Genomic DNA, 25,232 nt, shown 5'->3' with positions numbered 1-25,232 from the left:
CGGCGTACCCGATCCGGGTGTGCGGTTCGATCAGCGCGAGGTCGGTGCGGTGCGCTGGGGGGCGGGGAAGAAGAGGCGCTCCCTGCGGTCTCTGCGGAGCGCGGCAACCGCCTCGAAGGCGTTGCGCCGCGCGTGTTCCTGCCACGGGCGGTCGAGCCGGGCGATCCCCGCGACCACGAAGCCCGTGAGGTCGTGGAGCCACCGCTCCACGCTGCCGTCGTGTCGGCCGGTGTTTCTCAGGAACGTGGGTGAGCTCTGCATGGCACTCCGATCAGAGGGCGAACAGCACGCCGGTCGCGCGCTGCATCAGGCACTCGTTGGTGTAGGTGTGCTGGTAGTCCACCGGTGTGCCGTCCCAGACGCCGGTGGCGGCGACGGTGACGGGGCGGACGATGTCGGGACACATGATCTGGACCGTGGGCCTGGAGGTGAAGTCGAGCCCGTCGGCCCGCAGTGCCGCGCAGGCGGCGGCGGGCGTCGGGTGGGTCCCACCCGGCTTGTCGCCGCACTGGAGCACGGCCGAGTGGCCGACCCCCGGTGCGTCCGGGGTGCCGGGGGTCACTGTCAGCACCAGCACCGAGGGGCCCGTCGTCCCGGGGGTGGGATCGGCCAGGGCCAGGGGTGCGGCCGGCGCGATCAGACCCGTGGCGGTGAGAAGGGCGGTGGTGGCCAGTCGGCGCGAGATGTGACGCATGGTGTCCTCCGAGCTGCGTTCCGTGACCGTCTGAGCGGTCGGTTCGTCCCGAGCGAGGACACTGCCACAGGGTTTTGTCACGTCGTGCAGTTGATGGGCCGAACAGGTCATGTCATGCACATGTCATAATGGCCGGAATCAGACTCGCCGTGTTCCGTTCTGTCCCGCTCGCTCCGCGTGCGGTGGGTTCCTGACGCACGCTCGGTGCGGGCGGGGGCCCAGCTCCGTCCCGCGATCCCCGCGTCCGCGCGCGGGCGCGGGGACGACCGGGGCGGTTCCGCGCGCCCGCGCAAGCCCGGCGGACCGGCCACGCCCGAACGTCCGGCATGTGTCCGGCATGCGCGCCGCGCGAGCGCTTTCGCGCCGGGGGCCGAGTGGTGATCCAGGCCGGTGATCTCCATGGGTAATGCCCTCTCCCCATGGGTGCCACTTTCATGTCAGAGTGGCCGCCCTGCCTCTCGCACGCTGGACGCCTCACGCACGCTGGGAGTACTCACGGATGTTCACCACCCGTCCCACCCTCCAGGGCACCTTCGGCATGGTCTCCACCACGCACTGGCTCGCCTCGCAGTGCGCGATGGCCGTCCTCGAGGACGGCGGGAACGCGTTCGACGCCGCCGTGGCGGCCGGTTTCGTGCTGCACGTCGTCGAGCCGCACTTGAACGGACCGGCCGGGGAGGTACCCGTCATCCTGGCCCCGGCGGGCGGAGTGCCCACGGTGCTGTGCGGTCAGGGACCGGCTCCTGCGGGGGCCACGACGGCCCACTACACCGGGCTCGGCCTGGACCTGGTACCCGGCACCGGCCCGCTGGCCGCCGCCGTGCCGGGGGCCTTCGACGCGTGGATGCTGGTGCTGCGCGACCACGGCACCCGCCGCCCGGCCGACGTACTGCGCTACGCCGTCCACTACGCCGAGTCCGGGCATCCGGCGCTGCAGCGCGTCGGCGCCACTGTCGAGACCGTGCGCGAACTGTTCGAGCGGGAGTGGACCAGCTCCGCCGCCCTCTACCTGCCCGGCGGCCGCGCCCCGCGCGGCGGCGAACTGCTGCGCAACCCCGCCCTCGCGGCCACCTGGCGGCGCGTCATCGCCGAGGCCGAGGCGGCGGGGGCGGACCGGGAGGCGCAGATCGAGGCCGCCCGCCGCGTCTGGCGCGAGGGCTTCGTCGCCGAGGCACTGGTCCGCGCCGCCGCCCGGCCGACCACGGACACCTCCGGCGAGCGCCACGTCGGCGTCCTGACCGGCGACGACCTCGCCTCCTACCGGGCCGGGTACGAGGCGCCGGTGACCCTCGACTGGAACGGCTGGACGGTGTGCAAGGCGGGACCGTGGAGCCAGGGCCCCGCGCTGCTGCAGCAACTCGCCCTGCTCCCGGACGACTTCGGCACCGGCGCGACCGCGTACGGCTCGGCGGGCTACGTGCACGCCCTGGTCGAGACCACCAAGCTGGCCATGGCCGACCGCGAGGCCTGGTACGGCGACGCGGCCGAGGTCCCGCTCGACGCGCTGCTCTCCCGGGAGTACAACGCCGCCCGCCGGACCCTGATCGGGGACCGGGCGAGCCTGGAGCTGCGACCCGGCTCCCCGGCGGGACAGCGCCCGCGCCTGCCCGCCCACATCGAGCGCCTGGCCGCGGCCGTGGCCGACGACGGCTTCGACGCGCTCGGCACGCCGCCCTCCGGGGCGCTGCCCTCCGGCATGCTGCTCGCCGGGGCGGGTGAGCCGACCGTCGCCCGCGACGGGCTCACCCGAGGAGACACCTGCCACCTCGACGTGGTGGACCGCTGGGGCAACCTGGTCTCCGCCACGCCCAGCGGCGGCTGGCTGCAGTCCAACCCGGTCGTCCCCGAGCTCGGCTTCCCGCTCGGCACCCGGCTCCAGATGGCCTGGCTCGAGGAGGGCCTGCCCAACTCGCTCACCCCCGGCCGCCGGCCGCGCACGACGCTCACCCCTTCGCTTGCGCTGCGCGACGGCGAGCCGGTCATGGCCTTCGGCACCCCGGGCGGGGACCAGCAGGACCAGTGGAGCCTGCACTTCTTCCTGGCGGTGGCGCTGCGCCCCGAGGTCGCCGGACACCTGGACCTGCAGGGTGCGGTCGACGCCCCCAACTGGCACACCGACGCCTTCCCCAGCTCCTTCTATCCGCGTGGCATGCGGCCCGGCAGCCTCGTCGTCGAGGACCGGATCGGCACCGGGGTGGCGGCCGAGCTCCGGGCCCGCGGCCACCAGGTCACCCTCGCCGACCCCTGGTCGGAGGGCCGCCTGTGCGCGGTCGCCCGCGATCCGCGCACCGGTGTGCTCTCGGCCGCCGCCAACCCGCGCGGCATGCAGGGCTACGCGGTGGGGCGCTGAACCCCACCGGGCCCGGTAGGCGCGCGGGCCCCGGCCTCCCTGCCGGGCCCCGCGCGGCCGCCGGGCCCCGCGTCCAGGCGGAGCGAGGGGTGGTTCAGCGCAGCACCCGGTTGCGCCAGGCGGCGAACTGCTCGACCGGCTCGCCCCGCTCCAGCCAGGGCCACCCCACCACCGTGGTCCCGAGCTGCTCGAACACCGCCCCCGCCTCGGAGATCCGCCCCGCCTGGGTGAGGGCGTACGCGAGCAGGTTGAGGTCGGCCAGCGCCGCGGCGTGGCGCAGGAAGCCCGGCCGCGTCCACAGGGTCAGGGCGCGGTCCAGCACCGCGGCGGCGTGCGGCCGGTCCCACCACATGTCGGCCAGAATGCCGTTGAGCTGGTTCCCGGACGTGGCCCGGTGGAACTCCCGGACGGACGCGGTGAGTTCGAGCGCCGTGGCCGGAGCGTCGGCCGGCATCCTGGTCTGCTGCGCGTCGACGAACTCACGTGCCTGGCCCGGCAGTCCGCACTCCTCGGGGGAGAGGTACGCGAGCACCTGAAGGTGCGCCTCGCGGTTCCACGGGTCGCGGATCACGACGCCCTGCCATACCTCGTTCAGCTCGTGCGACGGACGGCGCATGAGCCGGAGTATGCCCAGCAGGGCCACGAACGGCAGGGGGTCCTGCGGGCGCAGCTCGCTGGCGTGGCGGCAGGCCTCCACCGCCTCCGGCAGCTCCGTGGCCGGCTCCCCTCGGCTCACCCGCACCGCGGCGACCCAGGCGCCGAAGAGCATCGCGTCCACGCTGCGGGAGCGGCGCATCTGCCAGGACCGGTCGAAGTTGAAGTCCGCCGTCGACTCGGCCAGCACCGAGAGCCGGTGCCAGCGCCGGTCCCAGTCCGTGTCCGCGTCCTTGAGCAGGCGCTCCGCGGCCTCCACGTTGAAGTCGGCCATGCTGCGCATGGTGGAGGGGCTGAGCTGCTTGCACAGCCTGCCCAGTTCGCCGTCGTCCAGCTCGGGCATCAGGCGTGGAGACGACTTGGAGCGCCCAAATAGTGCCATGAGTCCGGATCCTAGCCACTGAGTAGGTTTGGTGAAGATAGCCCGGGATGTAACGATTGAGCCGCACCTGTTCCGCGGTGGAGTCGCGGTGGAGTCGCAGTGGAGCAGGGCCGGGGTCGCAGATCATACACATGCCGTGAGCGCGGCGTTACGCCTGAGGCACAGGAAAACGACCCCGTGGGCCGGTCGTGGTCAAAGGACCGTGACGGTCTCTCACGCGATCGTGGACGAGCGGAAACGGTCCCTGGTCGCGGAACAGTGCTCCGCATCCGGCCGGGACCGCCACGGGCGCTGGCCCGCGGCCCGTGCGTGCGGCCGAACGGCGGAGTCGGGGGCGGCGTGGTACTCAGGAAGTTGTGACGGAAACCGTTTCTCGGGCCCGGTGGGCCGCTCCGCTGCCCTGGGTGTTGATCGCGCTGAGCATCACGCTCGAGCTGGCGACGCCGAGCGCCTACTCCTATCTGTCCCTGCTGAGCGCCGCCGCCCCGCTCGCCGCGCTGTACTACCGGACGGGCTGGGTGGTCGCCGTGGCCGCGACGGGCGCCGCCGGGATGATCGCCCTCCAGATCGACCAGGGCCGGGCCTACAGCTCCCACTTCGGGGTGGACTTCGGCGCGAACGCGGTGATCGCGGGGGCGGCGGTGTTCTTCACGGTGTCCACGGCCCGTTCGAGTCGGCGGCTCGAACGGGTCCAGGCGCTCGCGGAGGCCGCCCAGCGGGCCCTGCTGCGCCCGTTGCCACGTCGGGTCGGGCCCGTGGCGATGGCCGGCTTCTACCGCGCGGCGGACGCGGAGGCGCTGGTCGGCGGGGACCTGTACGGCGTGCGGCAGTCCGCCTGGGGGACCCGGATGATCCTCGGCGACGTGCGCGGCAAGGGCAACGGCGCGGTCGCCACCGTCGCCACCGCCCTGGCGACCTTCCGGGAGGCGGCCGCCGTCCAGAAGAGCCTGGGAGACGTCGCGGAGCGGATCGAGACCGCCCTGGTGCTGGACTCGACCGACGCCCACGACGAGGAACTCTTCGTGACCGCGGTGCTGCTCGAGTTCCCGGCCGACGAGCCGGTGGTGCGTCTGCTCAACCGGGGGCACCCGCCGGTGCTGCTCATGGACGCCGACGGAGTGCGTCCCCTCGACGCCCCCTTCGCCCTGCCGCTGGGCCTGGGCCCGATGCTCGGCGCGCCGCGCCAGGACGAGGTCACCCACCGCCTCGCCGACGGCGACCTCCTCGTCGCCTACTCCGACGGCATCACCGAGGCCCGCGACGCGCAGGACAGGTTCTACCCCCTCACCGCCCGCCTCGACTCCCACTTCACCGGCCACACGGGCCACCGCCGCAGCCCCGCGCGCGTGGCGGAGTTCATCGAGCAGGACGTGGGCGCCTGGGCCGAGGCGCTCAAGGACGACGCGGTGGTGCTCGTCCTGGAACGCACCGCCTGAGCCCCGCCGACGCCGGGCCCGGGCGTCAGCCCCCGCGCTTCAGCCTCGGCGTCAGGACCGCCACTGCCAGCCCCGGACGCCAGATCGCGGTGTTCAGCGCGGCGCCGTCGAACGCGTCGTCGAGCACCAGCGACCAGTCGGGCAGGCCGCCGGTGTGGACCCCGGCGGGTCGTGGCGCCGACCCAGCCGGGGCCGCGGCGACGATCAGGAGCGGCAGCAGGGCTGCCGCCCCCAGGGGGGTCAGGCGGATCACGGACGAGGCTCTCGTCGACGGCCGGACGCCACTCGGCTGCGGGCCGCCTGGTGCCTACTGATGCCCGGGCCGCGCCCCGCCCTGGCGTCCCGCCGGAGAAGTCACCTGTTCGGCGGCCTCACGGTCCGCCCGCGGGCCCCGTGCGCCGGGCCCCCGCGCGCCGGCTGTCACCCGGTCGGCATGCGGACCGGCAGGTGGGTGAGGCCGTTGATGAAGTTGGATGTCAGCCGCACCGGCGTCCCGTCCAGCGACGCTTCGGGCCGTCGCAGGAACTCGCCGAAGAACGCCCGCAGTTGCAGCCGAGCGAAGTGCGCGCCCAGGCACAGGTGCGGCCCCTGACCGAACGCCAGGTGGTCGTTGGGGCTGCGGGTGATGTCGAAGCGGTGCGGATCGGGGAAGACCCGTTCGTCGTAGTGCGCCGACACGTGGTAGACCACGACCTTGTCGCCGCGCCGGATCCGCTGCCCGGCGAGCTCGGTGTCGCGCGCGGCGGTGCGGCGGAAGCTCAGCACCGGCGGGTGCCAGCGCAGCATCTCCTCGACGGCGCTCGGCAGTAGGGCGGGCTCAGCCCGCAGCCGCCGGTACTGGTCGGGGTGCTCCAGCAGCGCGAGGACGCCGCCGGGCAGCGCGCTGCGGACGGTGTCGTTGCCCGCGACCACCAGCAGGAAGAAGAACATCTCCAGCTCGGCGTCGGTCAGCGCCCGCCCGTCGACCTCGGCGCGGACCAGCGCCGTCATCAGGTCGTCCCCGGGCTCGGCGCGCTTGCGCCGGGCCAACTCCTGGGCGTAGTCGAACATGTCGCGGAGCATCGCGGGGGAGCGGGGGTTGACGGGCCGTCCCTGTGCGTCGCGCACCACCTGGGCGTGTTCGGGGTCCTGGTAGCCGATGACGCGGTTCGTCCAGTCGAGCAGCAGACGCCGGTCGCCCCCCGGCACGCCCAGCAGCTCGGCCAGGTTGGTCAGCGGGAAGTCGTCCGTGACGTCGACCGGCAGGTCGCAGCGGCCGCGCGCGGCGACCGTGTCCAGCAGCGCGGCGGCCCGCGCGGTGACCTGCCCGTAGGAGCGCTCGAGCCGTCGCCGGGTGAACACCCCGGCGGCGATCCGGCGGATCCGGCTGTGCTCGGGCGGGTCCATGTTGAGCATCATCCGCCGGATGAAGCCCAGGTCGTCCGGCTCCGGGTCGCGGATCTGGGTCGCGCCCAGCCAGGACGAGAAGACCTCCGGCGTGCGCAGCACCTCCTTCACGTCCCGGTGCCGGGTGACCGCCCAGTACCCGGGCCCCGCCGGCCAGTCGAACACCTCGTGCTCGTCCTGCCAGGCCACCGGGGCGCTGTCGCGCAGCACGCGGAACGCGTCGTGCGGGATGCCGCGAGCGAACACCCGCGGGTCGAAGACGTCCGGACGGGCCGTCACCATCGCGCGAGGAACCGCTCGACGGAGCGGGCGAGAGCCACCGGCGTTTCGTCCATCGCGTAGTGCCCGGCGTTGCCGAGCACCTCGGTCTCCAGGTTCGGGTACCAGGCGGCGAAGGTCGCCCGCATGGTGTCGGCCCCCAGCGCCGGGTCGTGCTCGCCGACGATCACCTTGACCGGGACCTCGCTGCCCTCGATGTCGGCGTGGAAGTCGGTCTGCGCCCACGCGGGCAGGTAGGCGGCGAACGCGTCGCGGTCGGAGTGCTCCAGCGAGTGCCGGACCATCGCGTCCAGCCAGACGCCGGTCAGCCGGTTGCCGGTGGTGAGGTCGATGATGGTCCGCCGGTGGCCCGCGTCGTCGGCCGCGCCGGAGAAGAGCTGCCAGCCCGCCTCGTCGAAGGGGAAGCCGCTCGCCGGCACGGGGGAGACCCCGACCATCGCCCGCACCCGCGCGGGCGCGTCCGCGTACACCCTCTGCATGACCGTGCCGCCCATGGAGTGCCCGAGCAGCGAGAAGCGGTCGAGCCCCAGCGTGTCGGCGGCGGCCAGCACGTCCGCCGCCGCCTCCGCCAGGGTGAACCGCCCGCTCTCCCCGCGCCGTGCTCCGTAGCCGCGGTAGTCCAGGAGGACGTAGCTGAAGGCATCCTGGTTAAGATGCGGCAGCAGCGTCCCCCAAGCCCGCGACGACCCGAACCACCCGTGCAGCACCAACACCGCGTGCGCTCCGGCTCCGACTCGCTGAAGCTCCATCAACCATCCTTCCGCGAAAGCGTCCAGGCCTTCGTGATCCTACGGGTGGGCCAGGGTCGACGGAGAGGGCGTGGCGGAAGACGTCGCGGGGTCCCAGTGGGCCTTGACGCGCTGGAGGCGGGGGTGGTCGTCGCCGTAGTAGAGGGTGGATCAGGCGACGCCGGAGGTGTTGAGGGCGAGGTCGACGTCCGGGTAGTTGATGGAGGAGCCGTGGGTGACCGCGTTCGGGGGCGTCGTCTCTGCGTGTCGCCCAACCCCCCGACGGGACCAACCGGCGCACGCGCCAAGGGCCGGACCCCCGGCGCGGACCCGGCCCTGAAGCGTCCGCGCGGCTCTCTCTACCGCAGGTGGACGGGGCTCGGCGCGCCCTGGATGTAGTGCTCCAACTGGTCGATGGTGAACTGCTGGTCGGCGATCTGCTGTTTGAGCAGGTCGCCGATGGAGACGATGCCCCTCAGCCGGCCGTCGTCGAGGACCGGAAGGTGACGCATACGGTGCTCGGTCATGAGCGCCATGCACTCGTCCGCGCTCTGGGCGGGCTCGACGTACCGGACCTTCGCGGTCATGATCTCGTCGACGCGCGTGGTTGCGGCCGAGCGGGCGCAGAGCTCCACCTTGCGGGCGTAGTCCCGCTCGGTGACGATCCCGACGATCTGCTCGTCGGCCACGACCACGAGAGCTCCGATCCCCTTCTCGGCCATCAGCCCGAGCGCGGCGAGCACCGTACTGTCCTTGCCGATCGTGTGGACGGTGCGACCACCGTCGGATTTGGCGGAAAGGACCTGTGCAACGGTCAGGCTCACGTCATGTCCTCCTTCGCTGGCCGGCCGACGCCTCCCCCTTTTCCCTTCTTCATGCCCACATCCGCTTCCCGGCGAACAGCCCGGGGAGGGGGAGCTGTCCGACGCCGCGATTGACGCTGGGCCTGTCGCCGCTCGGGACCGAGGCGCCGGAGCGGATGTAATCCGGGCCACTCCTCCTCCCCGTTTGGGCCGCGCTGGCCCGGTTAGGCGCGGCCAGAACAGGCGCGCAAGCGCGGGAGGACCCCGGGGAGGTCACGTGAATCCAGCCGTCGAGTCGGTGACGGTGCCGCTGATCGCGATCGCCGCAGCCATGGTGGCGGCGTGGTTGGCGGTGGAGGCGGTGGAACGGGTGGCGCGGCGCACGATCCGCGGCCGCGCGGCGCGGGGCGCGTCCGTGCGGCTGCTGGGACGCTGTCGCCGCCCGCTGCTGGCCACGCTCGTGCCGCTCGCGCTGCTGATCGCGGGGAGCCGCTTCCGCTGGGCGGGCGACGCGGACGGCGTCGCCCGGCACACGCTGCTCGTCCTGCTGATAGCCGCCGCGGCCTGGCTGGTCTACCAGGTCGCGAGCGTCGGCTTCGACCTCGGCCTCGCCCGCTACACCGTCCAGCCCAGGGACGCGGCGCGGGTGCGCCGGGTGCGCACCCAAGCCGACCTGATGCGCCGCATCACCGGCGCGCTGTGCGCGGTCCTCGCCGTCGCGGCGATCCTGATGACCTTCCGCACCGTGCGGACGATCGGCACCAGCGTCTTCGCCTCCGCGGGCCTGATCGGAGTGATCGCGGGCATCGCGGCGCAGAGCACGTTGGCCAACCTCTTCGCCGGCATGCAGCTCGCCTTCGGCGACATGATGCGCATCGGCGACGAGGTCGTCGTCGCCGGCGAGTGGGGCACGGTCGAGGAGATCACCCTCACCTACGTGGTGGTCGCCACCTGGGACCAGCGCCGCATCGTCATGCCCGCGTCCGCGTTCGCCGGCAAGCCGTTCGAGAACTGGTCCCGCCGCGACCCGGCGATCACCGGCACCGCGCTGATCCACGTCGACTACCGCACCGAGATCGCCGACCTGCGCGAGCGCCTCTCCGAGGTGCTGCTCTCCACCAAGCTCTGGAACGGCGACGGCCAGGCCCTGCAGGTCGTCGACACCACCCCGACGACCCTGGTCGTCAGGGCCCTGATGACCGCCGACAACGCCTCCGACGCCTTCGAACTGCGCTGCCTGGTCCGCGAACAGCTCGCCGCCTATCTCCGCGACGAACAACCCCACGCCCTTCCGCGCGTCCTGGTCAGCACGGGCGACCTGGCGGACCGGGCGGGAGGCTGAACTGTCCAATTCAGTGCGCAGAGCGGCTCAATGCGCAGAGCGCGTTATCGCGTTGCACTCCCGTGCAGGTGGGGGGTAGTCCGCGAGTGCAGTCGAACGCCGAGCGGTCGCAGCTCCCAGTTCAGCGTCTTCGACGAGCACGAGCGGACGATTCTCGGCACGGCCGCGGTTCTTGACCAGCTCGGTCCCGGGGCGGTCGAGATCGGTTACTGGTGCCACGTCGACCACACAGGGCGCGGCGTCAGAACGAGGCGGCACGCGCGCTCACCCGGGTCCTGCTGGACCTGGGGCAGATCCACCGCGTCGAGATCCCCTGCGACGACGAGCCAGCATTCGCAGCGCCGCGGTCGCCAGACGTCTCGCCTACCGTCTCGACCGCATCGAGCCGGACGAGGCGTACGCGCCGGCGGAGTCCGGTCGACGCATGATCTGGGTCAAAGTACGCCCATCCGTCCGCCTGCGCGGATGGGCGTACGCGGAGGCGGAGCGTCAGATCAGGGGGCCCATGCCGGGGAAGCCGCCGTAGTAGCTCCCGAGGCGGGCCCAGAAGTCGTCGTCGTTGCGTTCGAAGGCGGGGGCGTCCTTGACCTGGTCCTTCGTTCGGGCCACGTACACCGTCCCGTGCGCGCCGTCGACGCGGGCGACGGCGCCGGCCGGGACGACCACGCGGCGTCCGAAGATCCAGGTGCCGGTGTCGACGATCAGTGAGCGCTGCTCCTCGCGGTCGAGGACCGCTTCGACGTGGCCGATCGGGCCGTCCGCCGCCTCGACGCGGTAGCCGGTCACGTCCTCGCCGGCCACCAGGCCGCTGTCGGTCGGGTAGCTCCACAGCTGCCGGTTCACGGGGGCACCTCCACGGTGTCAGGGGCCGGTCCGGCCGGACCGGCTCATGGGGCGCGCCTACCCCGAGCTCACGGGCCGACACGGGGTGTGTCCGCCGGCGTGGCCTTTCTCTCATGTGCGGACCGGGCTGCGGAGGCGGTCGGCACCGCCTGATGCCCGGAACCATGGGGCCGCACCTGCACGGAGTCCGCCCCGGACCTCCTCGCCGTGTTCGCGTCAGGCGTGCCCGCGAACCGGTCGGTCCCCATAGGCTGGGCGGAATGTTCGCGAGTGGCCGGTCCGGTTCGTTCCAGGAACCGGCGAAGGGCCGGGAGGACGGGTGGCTGCGGTGTCGGGCGCGGAACGTGGACGGCTCGAGGTGGCGGCCGCCGGTACGCCGGAGGCCGGGCTGGGTCAGCTGCTGGCGGGTCTGACGGCCGTCCGGGACGGCGACTTCAGTACCCGGCTGTCGGACGAGGGCGAGGGACTGCTCGGCGAGATCGCCGCGGTCTTCAACGGGATGGTCGACCAGCTGTCGCTGTTCACCTCCGAGGTGACCCGCGTGGCCCGCGAGGTCGGTACCGAGGGCCGTCTCGGCGGCCAGGCCGAGGTCCCGGGCGTCTCCGGCTCCTGGAAGGCGCTGACCGACAACGTCAACGCCATGGCCGGCAACCTGACCACCCAGGTGCGCGACATCGCGCAGGTGGCCACCGCCGTCGCCAGCGGCGACCTCTCGCAGAAGATCGAGGTGGACGCGCGCGGCGAGATCCTGGAGCTCAAGAGCACCGTCAACACGATGGTGGACCAGCTCTCCTCCTTCGCCGACGAGGTCACCCGCGTCGCGCTCGAGGTCGGCACCGAGGGCCGCCTCGGCGGCCAGGCCGAGGTGCCCGGCGTCGCGGGGGTGTGGCGCGACCTGACCGACTCCGTCAACTTCATGGCGGGCAATCTGACCGGCCAGGTCCGGGCCATTGCCCAGGTCGCCACCTCGGTCGCGCAGGGCGATCTGACCCGCAAGATCGAGGTCGACGCGCGCGGCGAGATCCTGGAGCTCAAGACCACCATCAACACGATGGTGGACCAGCTGTCGGCCTTCGCCGACGAGGTCACCCGGGTGGCCCGAGAGGTGGGCACCGAGGGCAACCTGGGCGGGCAGGCCACCGTCCGCGGCGTCTCCGGGACGTGGAAGGACCTGACCGAGTCCGTCAACGTGATGGCGGACAACCTCACCGCGCAGGTCCGTTCGATCGCGCAGGTCACCACGGCCGTCGCGCAGGGCGATCTGACCAGCAAGATCGACGTCGACGCGCGCGGAGAGATCCTGCAGCTCAAGACGACCATCAACACGATGGTGGACCAGCTCTCCTCGTTCGCCGCCGAGGTCACCCGCGTGGCCCGCGAGGTCGGCAGCGAGGGCCGTCTCGGCGGGCAGGCCGAGGTCGAGGGCGTCTCGGGCACCTGGAAGCGGCTCACCGAGAACGTCAACGAGCTGGCCGGCAACCTCACCCGGCAGGTCCGCGCGATCGCCCAGGTGACCAGCGCCGTGGCCCAGGGCGACCTGACCCGCTCGATCGCCGTGGACGCCTCCGGCGAGGTCGCCGACCTCAAGGACAACATCAACGCCATGGTGGAGTCGCTGCGCGAGACCACCCGTGCCAACCGCGACCAGGACTGGCTCAAGACCAACCTGGCCCGCCTCTCCGCGCTGATGCAGGGCCGCCGGGACCTGCCGCTGGTCGCCGAGCTCGTCATGGACGAGCTGACCCCGCTGGTCGACGCCCAGTACGGCGCCTTCTACGTGGCAGCCGAGGCCCCGGAGGGCCCGCGCCTGTACGCCATCGGCTCCTACGGCCGCGCGCCCGGCGAGCCGACCAGCTACGCCTTCGGCGAGACCCTCGTCGGCCAGGCCGCCCGCAGCAGGCGTCCCATCGACGTCGAGGGCCTCCCGGCCGGCTACGCCACCATCTCCTCCGGGATGGGCAAGATGGCGCCCGCCGCGCTGGTCGTGCTGCCCATCGTGGTGGAGGACCAGGTCCTCGGCGTCATCGAGCTCGGGTCGGTGACGCCGTTCAGCGCGGTCCACCGGGACTTCCTGGACCGGCTGATGGAGACCATCGGCGTCAACGTCAACTCCATCCTCGCGAACGCCCGTACCGAGGAGCTGCTGGGCGAGTCGCAGCGCCTGGCCGCCGAACTGCAGGCGCAGTCCGGTGAGCTGCAGGCGCGCCAGGACGAACTGCAGCGCTCCAACGCCCAGCTGGAGGAGAAGGCGGCGCTGCTGGTCTCGCAGAACAACGACATCGAGACCAAGAACCTGCAGATCGAGAAGGCCCGCCAGGAGCTGGAGATGCGCGCCCAGCAGCTCGCCCTGGCCTCGAAGTACAAGTCGGAGTTCCTGGCCAACATGAGCCACGAACTGCGCACGCCGCTCAACAGCCTGCTGATCCTGGCGCAGCTGCTGGCGCAGAACCCCGGCCGCAACCTGACGCCGAAGCAGGTCGAGTACGCGGGCGTGATCCACTCCGCAGGCTCGGACCTGCTGCAGCTCATCAACGACATCCTGGACCTGTCCAAGGTCGAGGCGGGCCGCATGGACCTGAGCCTGGAGGAGGTGGCGCTGCGCGGCCTGCTCGACTACGTCGAGGCCACCTTCCGCCCGCTGACCAGCGAGAAGGCGCTCCAGTTCCGCGTCGCGGTGCTGCCGGGCACGCCGTCGGCGATGGTGACCGACGAGTCGCGGCTGCGTCAGGTGCTGCGCAACCTGCTCTCGAACGCGGTCAAGTTCACCGAACGCGGCACGGTCGAGCTGCGGATCTCCTGCCCCGGGCCGGACGAGCTGCCGCAGGGCGTCGAGGGCTACGGCCCGTTCATCGCCTTCGAGGTGCACGACACCGGCATCGGCATCTCCGAGGACCAGCTGGCCACCATCTTCGAGGCCTTCCAGCAGGCCGACGGCACCACCAGCCGCCGCTACGGCGGCACCGGGCTGGGCCTGTCGATCAGCCGGGAGCTCGCGCGGCTGCTGGGCGGCGTCATCACCGTCACCAGCAGGCCGGGCGAGGGCAGCAGCTTCGTGCTGCACCTGCCGCTGCGGCACCCCGAGTCGCCCGAGCACGCCGACGCCGAGGTGCCCGCCCAGGTGGGGCGGAACGGCGAGCCGGGCGGTGAGCCCTGGCCGCCGGAGGGCTTGACGGCCGTCGAACCGACCTCCGAGCGGCGGCTGCTGATCGTGGAACGGGAGGCGCGCGGGCTGCTGACGCTCGTCGCCGAGAGCGCCGTCGGCGACCTGACCGCGGCCGACCCGGACGGCAGCCCGGTGCGGCTGAGCACCGCGACGGGGGTGACCGAGGCGGCCGCCGTGCTCGCGCTCGACCACCACCACTGCATCGTCGTCGAACTGGACGACCCCGACCCGCGGATGTGGCGGTTCCTGCACGCCCTCGACGACGACCACGCGCTGCGCGACATCCCGCTGGTCGTCCACGGTCGCGGCCTGTCCGGGGCGCAGGAGCAGACGCTGCGCGGCGCCGGCACCCGGCCGCTGGACGTCACCGGCAGCCTGGACGAGCTGCGGGACCGGGTGCGCGAGCGGCTGGCCGCCCAGACGCCCGTGCCCGTGCCGATCGCGGCCCGGACCGCCGCGGCCGCCGTCGAGGTCGACACACGCCTGGCGGGGCGCACGGTGCTGGTCGTCGACGACGACGTGCGCAACGTCTTCGCGGTCACCCAGATCCTGGAGATGCAGGGCATGCGGGTGCTCCACGCGGAGGACGGACGCCTCGGCATCGACACCCTGACCGCCCATCCCGAGGTGGACCTGGTGCTGATGGACGTGATGATGCCCGAGATGGACGGCTACCAGGCGACCGCCGCGATCCGCGCGATGCCGCGGTACGCGACGCTGCCGGTGATCGCGGTCACCGCCAAGGCCATGCCGGGGGACCGGGACAAGAGTCTGGCTGCCGGGTCGGACGCCTACGTGACCAAGCCCGTCGCCGCGCAGCAGCTGATCGCCACGATCCGCGAGGTGCTGGACCTGTGACAGGTCACCAGGAGGACCCCGCCACCGGCCACGAGGCGCCCGGTCCGCGCCCGGAGGGCGGGGTGGGTCCGCGCCCGAGGCCCGGCGCGGCGGCCGCGTCGGGCCTCGGGCGGCTCGCGGAAGCCTTCGACCGGGTGCAAGCCGTGCTGGACGCCGCCGGGAAGGGCGACGACGCGCGGGTCCTGGTCGACCGGGCCACCGGCGTGCTGATGGAGCGTCTGTGCTGCGGACCGGAGGAGGCGTTGCGGCACCTGCACACGCAGGCCCGCACCGGAGGCCGGGCCGTGCTGCGCTGCGCGGACGAGATCCTCGCGGGCGCTGCGGCTCGCGACGGCGGGACGCCGGGCGCGCGAACACGGGCGTCGACGGGGGAGACGACGGCGACGCTGCCGGGGTCGGTGACCGGGCCCGGAGGTCCGAGCGGGCCGCCCGGTCCTGGAGGAGCGCCCGCGGCCGGGCTGCCCCGCTGGCACGCCGAGGACGGCCAGCGTGCGGCCAGTGCCATCCTGGAGCACGCACTGCAGCCGTTCGGTGCGGACGGCGTCCAGCTGTGGGCGGCCCGGGAGGACGGCGGTCTCCTGCTCGCCGGCCGCGCCGGAGTGCGGCTCACGCCCGGGGGCTCGCCGGCCCCGGCGGCTCCCGCGGACGCCGTGGGCGAGGCGGTGCGCGGCGGAACGATCGTCTGGGCCGCCGCAGCCGAGCAGGAGGAGGCCCCCGGCTCGGCGGCGGTGACCGTCGTGGCTCCGGCCGTCCGCCGCGGCCGGGTGCTCGGCGCGCTGGAGATCAGCTGGACCTCGGGAGCGCCCGTCCGCGACCGCCGCGTCGAGCGGCAGCTGCTGGCCCTGGCCGAGCTCGCCGCCCACACCCTGGACGAGCCGGGCGGCGCCCCCCACGCCCCGGCCGCCGGGACTGAGGGCGACGAACCCGCGACCCCGCACGTCGACCCGGTGGCGCGGCAGATCGCCGAGAGCCTCCACGACCCGGCGCTGGTGCTCACCCCGCTCTTCGACGGCGACGGGCGGCTGACCGACTTCCGCATCGCCTACCTCAACGACCGCTTCGCCGACCCCGCCGGGCGGCCCGCCGCCCTCGTCGAGGGGCGGCCGCTGCTCCAGGCGTACCCGGGGTTCGGGCGCGCGGGCGGCCCGGCGGAGAAGGTCGAGCACGTCTACGCGACCGGCGAGCCGTTCCGCGCGGACCGGTTGGCGCTGGTCGCCGAGATCGGCGACATCCCCGTCATCAACCAGGCGCGGGTGGGCGTGAGCCGGATCCACGACGCCGTGCTGCTGACCTGGCGGGCCCAGGAGGACGACGCCGGGCTCGGCACGCTGTTGCAGCACGCCCAACGCCTGGGCCGCATCGGCGGGTTCGAGGACGACCTGCTCACCTCACGGGCCACCTGGAACCCCGAGCTGTTCGAGCTGTTCGGCCTCGCGCCCGACAGCCAGCCGCTGCCGCTGTCGCACCTGCGGGCGCGCGTGCACCGCGACGACCGCGAGGCGTTCGACGCCTTCCTCGCCGGCGTCACCCTGCACCGGGAGCCGCGGGACGTCGCGGTGCGTTTCCATCGCGGCGACCGCGTGGTGCGGCACGTGCGGGTGGTGGCCGAGCCCGTCGCCGACGAGGCGGGCACCCTGGTCGCGATCCGCGGCGTCTGCCAGGACATCTCCGCGCACCACTGGACCGAGGTGGCCCTGAGCGCCACCCTCGACCAACTCGCCCACACCCAGGCCGAGGCCGACGAGCGCGCGCGGCTCGCGCTGCGGCTCCAGCACGCCATCATGCCGCCCACACCCGGCACGGTGGCCATGGCCGGGCTGACCATCGGGGTCCGCTACCGCCCCGCCCACCAGGAGCACGCCGTCGGCGGCGACTGGTACGACGCGGTGCCGCTGCCCAACGGGGACGTGCTGCTCTCGGTCGGCGACGTCGCCGGTCACGGCATCGAGGCGGCCACCGGCATGGTCGTGCTGCGCAACTCGCTGCGCGGGCTGGCGACCACCGGCGCCGGGCCCGCGCAGCTGCTGGCCTGGCTCAACGACGTCGCCTTCCACCTCACCGACAACGTCACGGCGACGGCGGTCTGCGGGATCTACCACCCCGGGGAGAGCCTGCTGCGCTGGGCCAGCGCCGGTCACCCGCCGCCCGTGCTGCTGCACCAGGGCGCCTCCCGTTCCGTCGACTTCGGCCACGGCATCCTGCTCGGCGCGGTCCCCGACGCCGACTACGAGGAGCACGAGATGCCGCTGCCGGAGGGCGCCACCCTGCTGCTCTTCACCGACGGCCTGATCGAGCGCAAGGACAGCAGCGGCTTCGAGGACCTCCACGCGACCCTGCGCGGCGGGTCCTTCCCCGCGTCGGGCAGCGTGGCCCAGCAGTTGGACCACCTGCTGGCCCACAGCCGCTCCAACACCGACGACGACACCTGCCTGGTCGGCATCCACCGCCCCGCGTAGCCGGCCGAGGCGACCGGCCGCGGGACGGGCGGGCCGCGCGCGGGCCCTGGGCGTTCGAGGTCGCGTGGCGGCCCGTCAGGAGCACTCGCGGCGCAGCAGGTCGGCCCAGGCGCCGTCCCAGTCGTAGCCGGTCTCCTCCTCGCCGGGGCGGACGCACTGGCGGCAGGCCCGCAGGAACCGCTCCACCCGGCGGCTCGGCGCCTCCAGCACGGCCTCCGCGGCACCGGAGCGCAGGTGCAGGCGGATCGCTCCCGCCGACGCCGGGACCACCCGCACGTCGCCGTCGCCGACGGCGGTCAGCAGCCCGGCCTCCAGCAGTTCGAGCGAGAGCAGCCAGGTGAGGTCCTTCTCGTCCGGACCGAGGATCCCGGGGAAGGTGAGCCGGACCGCGAACGGGTCGTCGCGCCGGTAGCCCAGCAGCGCGGGCACCCGGAGCCCGGAGGTGGACGGGTCGACGACCAGCACGAGCGGGACGGCATGCTCGATCTCGGAGAACAACGCGGCTCCTCGGGGCGGGGCGGGGCGGAAGGAGGGGACGGCGGGTGCTGCGGGCGGAGCAGCGGTCAGTAGTCCTGGCGGTAGTGGCGCTCTTCCACGATCTCGGCGTCCGGCGCACGGTCGACGAGAAGGCGGCGGCGCCGCAGGACCGCGCTGTAGGTCAGAAGTCCGAGCAGCCCGGCGATCATCAGGATCACGCCGACCACGGGTATGTCGATTCCCTTGACGTGCCAGTCGACGCCGAAGGCGAGGACCGCCCCGGCGGCGAAGACGAGGATGCAGCCTCCGATGCCCATGAGCTCACCCTTCCCTTTCCGGTAGTTCGGTGGTGCGCGGCCCCGCTGTCGGGACCGACAGTTCGTCAGTTCGCGCCTGCCCCGGAACCGTCGGCGGAAACGGTGCGGGAAACGGTGCGGGAGACGGGTGCCGGGAACGGTGCCGGGAAGGTGGGGCGGGCATGACGAGGGCCCGCCCGCGCGGTGTCGCGCGGGCGGGCCCAAGTGCCGTGCGGGGGAAGCGGGTCAGCCGGTCTCGTCGGCGTCCAGCCCCGCACGCAGGTTCGCCAGGGTGTTCGCGAGCAGCCGGGAGACCTGCATCTGGGAGACACCGATCCGCTTGCCGATCTCCGACTGGGTCAACTCGTCGACGAAGCGCAGCCCGAGGATCAGCCGGTCCCGCTCCGGCAGCCGCGCGATCAGCGGCTTGAGCGAGGTGACCGCCTCGACCTGGTCGAAGCCGTCGTCGACGATGCCGATACGCTGCTCCAGCGGGTTGTCCTGGTCCGCGTCCGCCGTCCCGGGGGCCTCCAACGTGCCCGCGGTGTAGCCGTTCGCGGCGAGCCGACCGTCGACCACCTCCTGCTCCGGCAGGCCGAGGTGCTCCGCCAGCTCCCTGGTCGTGGGCTCCCGGTTCAGCTCCTGCTCGAGCGCGTCGTTGGCCTTGGCGAGGCGCAGGCGCAGCTCCTGCAGGCGGCGCGGCACGTGCACGGCCCAACTCGAGTCCCGGAAGTACCGCTTGATCTCGCCGGCGATGGTCGGCAGCGCGTAGGTGAGGAACTCGACGTCGCGGTCCGGGTCGAAGCGGTTGATCGCCTTGATCAGTCCGACCGTGCCGACCTGGACGATGTCCTCCATCGGCTCGCTGCGGTGCGCGAACTGCGACGCCGCGTACCGCACCAGGCTGAGGTTGAGCTCGACCAGCGAGTTGCGGACGTACGAGTACTCGGCCGTCCCCTCCTCCAGGGCGCGCAGCCGCACGAAGAGGACCCGGGACAGCTCCTTCGCCGTGGCCGTGTCCACAGCGGAGGGGTCGGCGGGCATCTCGGGCAGAGCGGCGTCCACCGGGGTGACGGCACTGTTGCCGGTGTCACGGGCCTCCGGTGCGCGGCCGCCGGCAGCGGGTGCGGTGACAGTGCGGGGCATGAGGCTCCTCCGTCGACGTGGCCCCGCCGCCGCTGCGGCAGGGCTCGGTTTCTTCGGGCTTCTCCCGCCGCCTACCCCCGTTCCCCCGGATGATGCAGGACGGCCGTGACCGTTCTGTGATGATCCGGGGCGAGTGGCTCTTCCGCGCTGCCTGCTGTCGCCTCGTCAGGCGGGAGGACCGCAGTGAGGGCGTGGGGGAGGATCCGGTGGAACTCGGCCCAGACGGACTTGCCCGGCCGGTGCTCCCAGAGCCTGACGCCGACGCGGTCGGCCGCGTGCTGGACCAGCCGCAGTCCGTGGCCTCCCGGGCGAGCGGGGACGGGGGACCGGCGCACCACCGGCAGCCGCCGGTTCACGTCAGCCACCTCGACCCGGATCGTGTCCTCGCCCGGCGCGGACAGGATGATCCACTGTGCGCCGCCGCCGTGCCGGGCGGCGTTGGTCACCAGCTCGGAGACCACCAGCACGATGTCGCTCACGCCCGCCGGCTCCTCCGCGCCGTTCCACAACCCCCAGGTGTCGAGCGTGAGCCGGGAGAATCGCCGCGCCGCTGAGGCGGGCGCCGCGCTGTCCCGCAGCGTCAGCCGGGCGCACCTTCGGGCGTCCCGCCCTTCTGCGGGCCACGTCCTGTGCCAAGTCCTGTCCGTCTGGCCGCAGTCCACCTCGCCACCCCGTCTCCGTCTCGCCCCGGCCTGTCCGCGGCCCCGCACGCGGCCTGCACACGCCGGAGCCCCCGGCACCCGGGTGAGGGTGCCGGGGGCTCCACAACGGTCCGGGCCCCGCGTCCACCCCGGACGCCAGGCGTCTGACCGCGTTCGGCGGCCGCAAACGTGCACCCGGTCCGTGCATGGCGCCGTCCCGGCCGGGGAACGTGCGCGGTAGCCTCTGCGCTGAGACGACCACCGACCCTTGGAGACCGCCCGCATGTCCGAACGGCCCGAGACTCCCCACGAGGACCCCGACCAGGAGCAGTTGACCGTCTCGGTCCGCAGACAGGGCGGGGCCGGAGTAGTCGAGGTCGTGGGCGAGCTCGACCACGACACCGCGCCGGCGCTGGCGCGCGCCATCGGCTCGCTCGCGGACGCCGGCGTCACCTGCGTCGTCGTCGACTGCTCACAGCTGGGCTTCTGCGACTCGACCGGACTGAACGTGCTGCTGAAGGCGCGGCTCGCCACCACCGAGGACGGCGGCCGGTTCCTGCTCGCCGGTCCCGGCCCGCAGCTGCGCCGGCTGCTGGAACTCACGGGCGCGGACGGCGTCTTCGAGACGCACAGCGACCTCGCGACCGCGCTGGCGGACGCATGAACGCGCCGCGCGCCGAGTCCGGCCTGCAGCGCTCTACGCCCGGCCCGCAGGTGCGCCGACTTGGGCTGCGCGACGTCAGCGGCCCGGTCCGTCGGGCCCGCGCCTTCACCGCCAGCGCGCTGGCGGAGTGGGGCTGGGCGGATCCCGAGGCCGCCGACCCGGAGGAGCGCGAGCGCGCGGAGGACGTCCTGCTCGTCGTCTCGGAACTCGTCGCCAACGCGATGACGCACGGCGGCGGCGTCCGGGAACTCGTGGTCACCCTCGACGGCGACACGCTCGTCGTCGGCGCGACGGACGGCGAGTCCCGTCCCCCCGAGCTCCAGAAACCGGGCGACCCGTCCCAGCCGGGCGGCCACGGCCTCCAGGTCGTCCACCGCCTCAGCACCACCTGGGGCAGCACGCCCCAGTCCTCCGGCAAGACCGTCTGGGCCCGCTTCGCCCGCTGACCCGGCCGGTTGCAGCCGGGCGGGTCGTCGTGCCGGTCCTCCGTGGCCGTCCAGGAGCGAGGGCGGCCAGGGAAGGTGCTACCGGCCGGTGTACGGCCCTGCGCGGGCTGCGGCCGAGAAGCTCCCGATGCCGCCGCACGCGGGCGGGCGGCCGGGGACGGGGGTCGGGCGTCCTCGGCCGCCTCGGTGCGGGGCCTTGGAATGCCGCCGGAGGAGGCCCCGCGGGGTCAGGAAAGCGGATGCGGGCGGCGGGGCGCAGGGTGCATCGTTCGTGCAGCAGACCATGGGGTGGGAGCGGGCGTCAGGACAGGCCGCCGGCGAGGCCCGCGTGCCCGCGGCTGGCGGGCGCGTGGTCGTGCCGGGCGGCCTCGTGGGCGATGTTGCGGGTCATGCCGCCGAAGACGACCGAGTGGAAGGGCGCCACGCTCCACCAGTACAGGTGGCCCGCCAGGCCGCGGGGGTGGAAGACGGCGCGCTGCACGTAGCGCGAGCGCCGCGGCCCGTCCGGCTGGACCCGCAGTTCCAGCCAGGCCAGCCCGGGCAGCCGCATCTCCGCGCGCAGCCGCAGCAGCCGGCCCGGCTCGATCTCCTCCACCCGCCAGAAGTCCAGCGAGTCCCCGACGCGGAGCCGGTGCGGATCACGGCGTCCGCGCCGCAGGCCCACCCCGCCGGCGATCCGGTCCAGCCAGCCGCGCAGCGCCCAGGCGAGCGGGAAGGAGTACCAGCCGTTCTCGCCGCCGATGCCCTCGACCACCTGCCACAGGTCGCGGGCGCTCGCCGCCACCGCTGCCTGGCGCACGTCCTCGTAGAGCGAACCGCCCGCCCAGCCCGGGTCGGTGGGCAGCGGGTCGCTCGGCGCGCCGGGCAGCGCCGCCGAGGACCAGCGGGTCGACACCTCGGCGTCCTTGATCCGGGTCAGCGCGAGCGCGACGGCCTCGTCGAAGCCCACCAGGCCCTGCGGCGGGTCGGGGACGAACCGCGCGATGTCGTGCTCCCGGCAGACCACCTCGTGCCGCAGCGATTCGACGAGCGGCCGCGCCAGCCCCCTGGGCACGGGAGTGACCAGACCCACCCAGTGGCTGGACAGGGCGGGCGACAGCACCGGCACAGGGACGATCACACGGCGCGGCAGCCCGGCGACACGGGCGTATCGCAGCATCATCTCGCGGTAGCTGAGCACCTCGGGGCCGCCGATGTCGAAGCTGCGGTTCACCTCCGGCGGCAGCGCGGCCGCGGCGACCAGGTAGCGCAGCACGTCGCGCACGGCGATTGGCTGGATCAGCGTGCGCACCCAGCGCGGGGTCACCATCACCGGCAGCCGCTCGGTCAGGTGGCGCAGCATCTCGAACGAGGCCGAGCCCGAGCCCAGCACCACCGCGGCGCGCAGCTCCGCCGTCGGCACCGCGCCGGACCGCAGGATCTCCCCGACCGCCGCCCGCGAGCGCAGGTGCGGGGAGAGCGCGGCCGGTTCGACGCCGCGCGGCAGCAGCCCGCCGAGGTACACGATCCGGCGCGTGCCCGCGCGGGCCGCCGCGTCGGCGAGGTTGCGCGCGGCGGCGGCCTCCGCCTGTTCGAAGTCGGGCCCGGTGCCCAGGGAGTGGACCAGGTAGTGCACCACGTCGACGCCGTCCAGAGCCGCAGTCAGCGAGGCCGGGTCGCCCAGGTCGGCGCGGACCGTCTCGACGTGGCCCGCCCACGGCTGGTCGCGCAGCCGGTCCGGGTTCCGGCTGAGACAGCGCACCCGGTATCCGGCGTCGAGCAGTTCCCTTACCAGTCGCCCGCCGATGTAACCGGTCGCGCCGGTGACCAGGCACAGCGCGCCGGGACCAGTCGCGGCGCCGCTCGCCCCGCGCGCCGTCATGACGCCACCTCGGCGACCGCCGGCTCCGGCGTCCCGCTCCGGTCGGCCGTCGTCGCCGACGAGGCCTCGGGCACGCCGGCGGCGCCGCGCAGCCACCAGGCCGAGACGGACTCGAGCCGCAGCCGCACGGCCCCGGCCGGCACCCACCGCTCGCCGACCCGGTACGACGCCCGCTCCAGATGCAGGAACCCGCTCACGGCCAGCCGGTCCCGCAGGTCCGCGCGGCCCTCGAGAGGACGAGGCAGGTTTCGCGCCGCCCAGGTGGAGCCCGCCATCGGCGTGCCCCGCCACATGACGCCGTCGGCCACGAGCTCGATCAGCGCGTCGACGCCGGTGGCGACGATCGTGCCGACGGTGTCGCCGAGCAGCAGGTCGTGCTCGCTCATCGCGGTCTCCTTCGGGGTCGGTCGGTTCGTGCGGACGACTCCTCAGCCGGCCGCCGTGTCGGCGGGGGCCGGGGTCCGCGCCTTCCGGGGGGAGGTCTGCGCCGTCGACAGGTCGCGCAGCACCTCGCGGGCGGCGCGGGCCCCCGAGGCGAGCGCGCCCTGCACAGAGGCGGTGGCGCGGTGGTCGCCGCAGACATAGCGGCCCGGCGCGAGGCGGGTGCCGCGGCTGAGCGGCCACGGCGCGGGCGAGGCGGGCAGCGCCTCGGCGACGCGGTGCACCGCGATCCGCTCCCACGCGCGCGTGGAGGTCCGGTACAGGTCGGCCAGGCGCGCCTCGGCGGCCGTGAGCTGCTCCTCGTCGGCGACGCCGGGCAGCGAGGTGGAGACCAGGGCGACGCCGCGCGGGGCGTACGCGGGCTGGACGTTGCTCACGACGCTGGTGTGCAGCAGCGGGCCGTCCCCGTCCACCAGGAGGGCCTTGCGCGGCCAGGGAACCTCGGGCGCCGCGTGGTGCACGGTGGTGACGGCGTGCGTCGGCACCGGCGGCAACGCCGGGAGCAGTGCCCGCGCGGCCGTCGGCCCGGTTGCCACGACGACCGCGCGGGCGTGCACGGCGAGGCCGCCCGTCAGGGCCACGCCGTCGTCGGTGAGCCGCTCGACGCCCGCCCCGAGCCGCAGCGTGCCGAGCGGCAGCCCGTCGGCCAGCTGCCGTGGCACCGCGCCGATGCCGCGCTCGGGCAGGCACAGCGAGCCGCGCAGCATGCTGCGCCACACCAGGTGGAAGAAGCGGGCGGAGGTGTCGAGCCGCGGTTCCAGGAAGACGCCGTGCAGGAACGGCGCGAGGACGGCGTCGACGAAGTCGTCGTCGAGCCCGGCGCCCCGCAGGGCCTGACGGGTGGTCATGTCCGGCCCGCGCTTGAGCAACCGGGCGGGCACGAGCATGTCCCGCCCGCTCAGGGCGGCGAGGGCCGCCAGGTCGCGCGGCCGCTGTCCGTCCCCCAGCAGCCCGGCGACGGCGCCGAGGAGGTCGCCCGGGCGACGGGTCGGGTCGGCCAGCGCCAGCCGCCGGTCGCCGTCTGCGAGCACGTATCCGGGGTCGAAGGGGCGCAGCCGCAGCGCAGCCAGGTCCACACGCCGCCGGACCTGTGGGTACGCGGTGTTGAAGACCTGGAAGCCGTGGTCGAGCACGTACCCGTCGCGTCGGTCGGAGGCCATCCGGCCGCCCACCTGCCGGGACGCCTCCAGCAGCATGACCTCCAGCCCCGCCGCGCACAGGTCCGCGGCGCAGGCCAGCCCGGCCATCCCCGCACCCACGACGACGGCGTCCACCCGCACGGTCCGCGACATCTGCACCACCACCCTCTCGCGCCCACCGTCGCCGCCCGCCCCAGCGGAGTCGATGCGCAGCGATTCCGCATCGACCCGCGCGCGGGCGTGCCGGGCCCGAAGCGCCCGCGCGCGGGTGGGGCAGGCGGGCGAGAACCGGGTGCGCTCACTGCGCGCGGGGCGCGCCCGTCGTCACGCGCGCTGACGCGACCCAGTCACGCATGCGCGGCAGCCCGCCGCGCGCCACGGCTGTCGCCGCAGGCGCAGCCGTCCGGGATCCCGCGACCGCTTCGGCTCCGCGCGGAGCGTGGGCCTCGCGTGGCGGGAGCGGGTGAAGCGATGCACCATCGATGCATGGAGCTTGCTGTCCGTGCCGACGGCCAGGGTGATGTGGCGAGAACCGAGTACCAGGAGGACGCCATGCCCGGTCACGCCTTCCCCTCCGTCGCCGCGTGAGCCCCCGGGGCGCCGGCGCCGAGGACGAGGCCGTGGAGGATGCGGTGGAGGAGAGCGGCCTGCCGACGGGCGAGGTGGCGCGGCGGCTCGGGGTGTCGCCGGTGACGGTGCGCTCGTGGGAGCGCCGCTACGGGATCGGCCCGGCGCAGCGCACCGAGG

At 74.0% G+C, this 25,232-nt stretch carries 23 protein-coding genes and 1 pseudogene; 8 read left to right on the top strand and 16 right to left on the bottom strand.

What is annotated here, in order from left to right; all coding sequences use genetic code 11:
* Positions 1-30: 30 nt before the first annotated feature.
* Entirely contained in the window at positions 31-261 is a 231-nt protein-coding gene (locus TR48_RS12120) for a hypothetical protein (protein WP_042366082.1), read from the bottom strand.
* Between the two features lie 10 nt (positions 262-271).
* The gene (locus TR48_RS12115) at positions 272-694 is read right to left on the bottom strand and encodes an SSI family serine proteinase inhibitor (protein ID WP_042366081.1); all 423 of its coding nucleotides are present in this window, start codon (positions 692-694) and stop codon (positions 272-274) included.
* Between the two features lie 499 nt (positions 695-1,193).
* Here TR48_RS12115 and TR48_RS12110 point away from each other — a divergent pair, with 499 nt between their 5' ends.
* Positions 1,194-3,044 carry a gamma-glutamyltransferase family protein gene (locus tag TR48_RS12110; RefSeq protein WP_042366080.1) on the top strand — a complete coding sequence of 617 codons (1,851 nt, stop codon included), beginning with the start codon at positions 1,194-1,196 and terminating at the stop codon, positions 3,042-3,044.
* Positions 3,045-3,138: 94 nt separating this feature from the next.
* On the opposite strand, the gene TR48_RS12105 is transcribed toward TR48_RS12110, so the two are convergent.
* Positions 3,139-4,080, bottom strand: coding sequence for a hypothetical protein (locus TR48_RS12105; RefSeq protein ID WP_042366079.1), 942 nt, complete (start codon positions 4,078-4,080; stop codon positions 3,139-3,141).
* A gap of 404 nt (positions 4,081-4,484) precedes the next feature.
* On the opposite strand from TR48_RS12105, the gene TR48_RS12100 reads away from it, so the two are divergent.
* Complete coding sequence (locus TR48_RS12100; protein ID WP_052442604.1) at positions 4,485-5,516, top strand: PP2C family protein-serine/threonine phosphatase; 1,032 nt, start codon at positions 4,485-4,487, stop codon at positions 5,514-5,516.
* A gap of 25 nt (positions 5,517-5,541) precedes the next feature.
* Here the strand turns inward: TR48_RS12100 and TR48_RS12095 are convergent, their stop codons facing one another.
* The 5 genes and pseudogenes from TR48_RS12095 to TR48_RS12080 form a co-directional block, all read right to left on the bottom strand.
* Positions 5,542-5,769 (bottom strand): hypothetical protein, encoded by a 228-nt coding sequence (locus tag TR48_RS12095; RefSeq protein ID WP_042366077.1) that lies wholly within the window; start codon positions 5,767-5,769, stop codon positions 5,542-5,544.
* A 167-nt stretch (positions 5,770-5,936) separates the two neighbouring features.
* The gene (locus TR48_RS12090; protein ID WP_042366076.1) at positions 5,937-7,184 is read right to left on the bottom strand and encodes a cytochrome P450; all 1,248 of its coding nucleotides are present in this window, start codon (positions 7,182-7,184) and stop codon (positions 5,937-5,939) included.
* On the bottom strand, positions 7,178-7,930 hold the full coding sequence (locus TR48_RS12085; protein ID WP_042366075.1) for an alpha/beta fold hydrolase: 753 nt from the start codon (positions 7,928-7,930) through the stop codon (positions 7,178-7,180). Before TR48_RS12085 ends, TR48_RS12090 begins: the two co-directional genes overlap by 7 nt.
* A gap of 52 nt (positions 7,931-7,982) precedes the next feature.
* Positions 7,983-8,149: pseudogene (locus TR48_RS45415) on the bottom strand (BBE domain-containing protein); the annotation flags it as partial.
* 119 nt (positions 8,150-8,268) lie between these two features.
* A complete protein-coding gene (locus TR48_RS12080) occupies positions 8,269-8,733 on the bottom strand; it encodes a CBS domain-containing protein (RefSeq protein ID WP_042366074.1) in 465 nt (154 codons plus the stop codon).
* Between the two features lie 256 nt (positions 8,734-8,989).
* On the opposite strand from TR48_RS12080, the gene TR48_RS12075 reads away from it, so the two are divergent.
* Positions 8,990-10,054 (top strand): mechanosensitive ion channel family protein, encoded by a 1,065-nt coding sequence (locus TR48_RS12075; protein WP_052442603.1) that lies wholly within the window; start codon positions 8,990-8,992, stop codon positions 10,052-10,054.
* 489 nt (positions 10,055-10,543) lie between these two features.
* Here the strand turns inward: TR48_RS12075 and TR48_RS12070 are convergent, their stop codons facing one another.
* The gene (locus TR48_RS12070) at positions 10,544-10,897 is read right to left on the bottom strand and encodes a PRC-barrel domain-containing protein (protein ID WP_042366073.1); all 354 of its coding nucleotides are present in this window, start codon (positions 10,895-10,897) and stop codon (positions 10,544-10,546) included.
* Positions 10,898-11,255: 358 nt separating this feature from the next.
* Between TR48_RS12070 and TR48_RS12065 the strand changes: the two genes are divergently transcribed.
* Together TR48_RS12065 and TR48_RS12060 are read left to right on the top strand one after the other, a co-directional pair.
* Complete coding sequence (locus TR48_RS12065) at positions 11,256-14,918, top strand: HAMP domain-containing protein (protein ID WP_042366140.1); 3,663 nt, start codon at positions 11,256-11,258, stop codon at positions 14,916-14,918.
* Entirely contained in the window at positions 14,915-17,374 is a 2,460-nt protein-coding gene (locus TR48_RS12060) for a SpoIIE family protein phosphatase (RefSeq protein WP_052442602.1), read from the top strand. Before TR48_RS12065 ends, TR48_RS12060 begins: the two co-directional genes overlap by 4 nt.
* A gap of 75 nt (positions 17,375-17,449) precedes the next feature.
* Here TR48_RS12060 and TR48_RS38810 read toward each other — a convergent pair whose 3' ends face one another.
* From TR48_RS38810 to TR48_RS41830, 4 genes are all read right to left on the bottom strand, one after another.
* Positions 17,450-17,872, bottom strand: coding sequence for an SsgA family sporulation/cell division regulator (locus TR48_RS38810; RefSeq protein ID WP_052442601.1), 423 nt, complete (start codon positions 17,870-17,872; stop codon positions 17,450-17,452).
* A 65-nt stretch (positions 17,873-17,937) separates the two neighbouring features.
* On the bottom strand, positions 17,938-18,168 hold the full coding sequence (locus TR48_RS12050; RefSeq protein WP_042366072.1) for a DUF6458 family protein: 231 nt from the start codon (positions 18,166-18,168) through the stop codon (positions 17,938-17,940).
* A 225-nt stretch (positions 18,169-18,393) separates the two neighbouring features.
* Positions 18,394-19,293, bottom strand: a complete 900-nt coding sequence (locus TR48_RS12045; protein WP_052442600.1) for a SigB/SigF/SigG family RNA polymerase sigma factor — start codon at positions 19,291-19,293, stop codon at positions 18,394-18,396.
* 71 nt (positions 19,294-19,364) lie between these two features.
* Positions 19,365-19,772, bottom strand: a complete 408-nt coding sequence (locus TR48_RS41830; RefSeq protein WP_052442599.1) for an ATP-binding protein — start codon at positions 19,770-19,772, stop codon at positions 19,365-19,367.
* A 445-nt stretch (positions 19,773-20,217) separates the two neighbouring features.
* Between TR48_RS41830 and TR48_RS12035 the strand changes: the two genes are divergently transcribed.
* Positions 20,218-20,598 (top strand): STAS domain-containing protein, encoded by a 381-nt coding sequence (locus TR48_RS12035; protein WP_042366071.1) that lies wholly within the window; start codon positions 20,218-20,220, stop codon positions 20,596-20,598.
* Positions 20,595-21,044: an ATP-binding protein gene (locus tag TR48_RS12030; RefSeq protein ID WP_042366070.1), complete on the top strand. Its 450-nt coding sequence runs from the start codon at positions 20,595-20,597 to the stop codon at positions 21,042-21,044. Before TR48_RS12035 ends, TR48_RS12030 begins: the two co-directional genes overlap by 4 nt.
* A gap of 301 nt (positions 21,045-21,345) precedes the next feature.
* Here the strand turns inward: TR48_RS12030 and TR48_RS12025 are convergent, their stop codons facing one another.
* From TR48_RS12025 to TR48_RS12015, 3 genes are read right to left on the bottom strand one after another with little or no spacing between them, the layout of a single operon-like run.
* Positions 21,346-22,905, bottom strand: coding sequence for an SDR family oxidoreductase (locus TR48_RS12025; RefSeq protein WP_042366069.1), 1,560 nt, complete (start codon positions 22,903-22,905; stop codon positions 21,346-21,348).
* Positions 22,902-23,291 carry a hypothetical protein gene (locus tag TR48_RS12020; RefSeq protein WP_042366068.1) on the bottom strand — a complete coding sequence of 130 codons (390 nt, stop codon included), beginning with the start codon at positions 23,289-23,291 and terminating at the stop codon, positions 22,902-22,904. Before TR48_RS12020 ends, TR48_RS12025 begins: the two co-directional genes overlap by 4 nt.
* 42 nt (positions 23,292-23,333) lie before the next feature.
* Positions 23,334-24,638 (bottom strand): NAD(P)/FAD-dependent oxidoreductase, encoded by a 1,305-nt coding sequence (locus tag TR48_RS12015; RefSeq protein WP_042366135.1) that lies wholly within the window; start codon positions 24,636-24,638, stop codon positions 23,334-23,336.
* 431 nt (positions 24,639-25,069) lie between these two features.
* Between TR48_RS12015 and TR48_RS40320 the strand changes: the two genes are divergently transcribed.
* Positions 25,070-25,232: MerR family DNA-binding transcriptional regulator (locus TR48_RS40320; RefSeq protein ID WP_439654465.1), on the top strand; the 163-nt coding region annotated here is incomplete at its 3' end.

The organism is Streptacidiphilus neutrinimicus (assembly GCF_000787815.1).
Lineage (GTDB): Bacteria > Actinomycetota > Actinomycetes > Streptomycetales > Streptomycetaceae > Streptacidiphilus > Streptacidiphilus neutrinimicus.
Note: the sequence above shows the minus strand (reverse complement) of the source record. Positions and strands in the feature narration are given on the sequence as shown.

Coding starts and splice junctions, on each gene's coding strand:
- TR48_RS12115 (WP_042366081.1), bottom strand. CDS start 694: ATGCGTCACATCTCGCGCCGACTGGCCACCACCGCCCTTCTCACCGCC.
- TR48_RS12105 (WP_042366079.1), bottom strand. CDS start 4,080: ATGGCACTATTTGGGCGCTCCAAGTCGTCTCCACGCCTGATGCCCGAG.
- TR48_RS12050 (WP_042366072.1), bottom strand. CDS start 18,168: ATGGGCATCGGAGGCTGCATCCTCGTCTTCGCCGCCGGGGCGGTCCTC.
- TR48_RS12110 (WP_042366080.1), top strand. CDS start 1,194: ATGTTCACCACCCGTCCCACCCTCCAGGGCACCTTCGGCATGGTCTCC.
- TR48_RS12035 (WP_042366071.1), top strand. CDS start 20,218: ATGTCCGAACGGCCCGAGACTCCCCACGAGGACCCCGACCAGGAGCAG.
- TR48_RS12085 (WP_042366075.1), bottom strand. CDS start 7,930: ATGGAGCTTCAGCGAGTCGGAGCCGGAGCGCACGCGGTGTTGGTGCTG.
- TR48_RS12120 (WP_042366082.1), bottom strand. CDS start 261: ATGCAGAGCTCACCCACGTTCCTGAGAAACACCGGCCGACACGACGGC.
- TR48_RS12020 (WP_042366068.1), bottom strand. CDS start 23,291: ATGAGCGAGCACGACCTGCTGCTCGGCGACACCGTCGGCACGATCGTC.
- TR48_RS12025 (WP_042366069.1), bottom strand. CDS start 22,905: ATGACGGCGCGCGGGGCGAGCGGCGCCGCGACTGGTCCCGGCGCGCTG.
- TR48_RS12030 (WP_042366070.1), top strand. CDS start 20,595: ATGAACGCGCCGCGCGCCGAGTCCGGCCTGCAGCGCTCTACGCCCGGC.
- TR48_RS12090 (WP_042366076.1), bottom strand. CDS start 7,184: ATGGTGACGGCCCGTCCGGACGTCTTCGACCCGCGGGTGTTCGCTCGC.
- TR48_RS12015 (WP_042366135.1), bottom strand. CDS start 24,638: ATGTCGCGGACCGTGCGGGTGGACGCCGTCGTCGTGGGTGCGGGGATG.
- TR48_RS12045 (WP_052442600.1), bottom strand. CDS start 19,293: ATGCCCCGCACTGTCACCGCACCCGCTGCCGGCGGCCGCGCACCGGAG.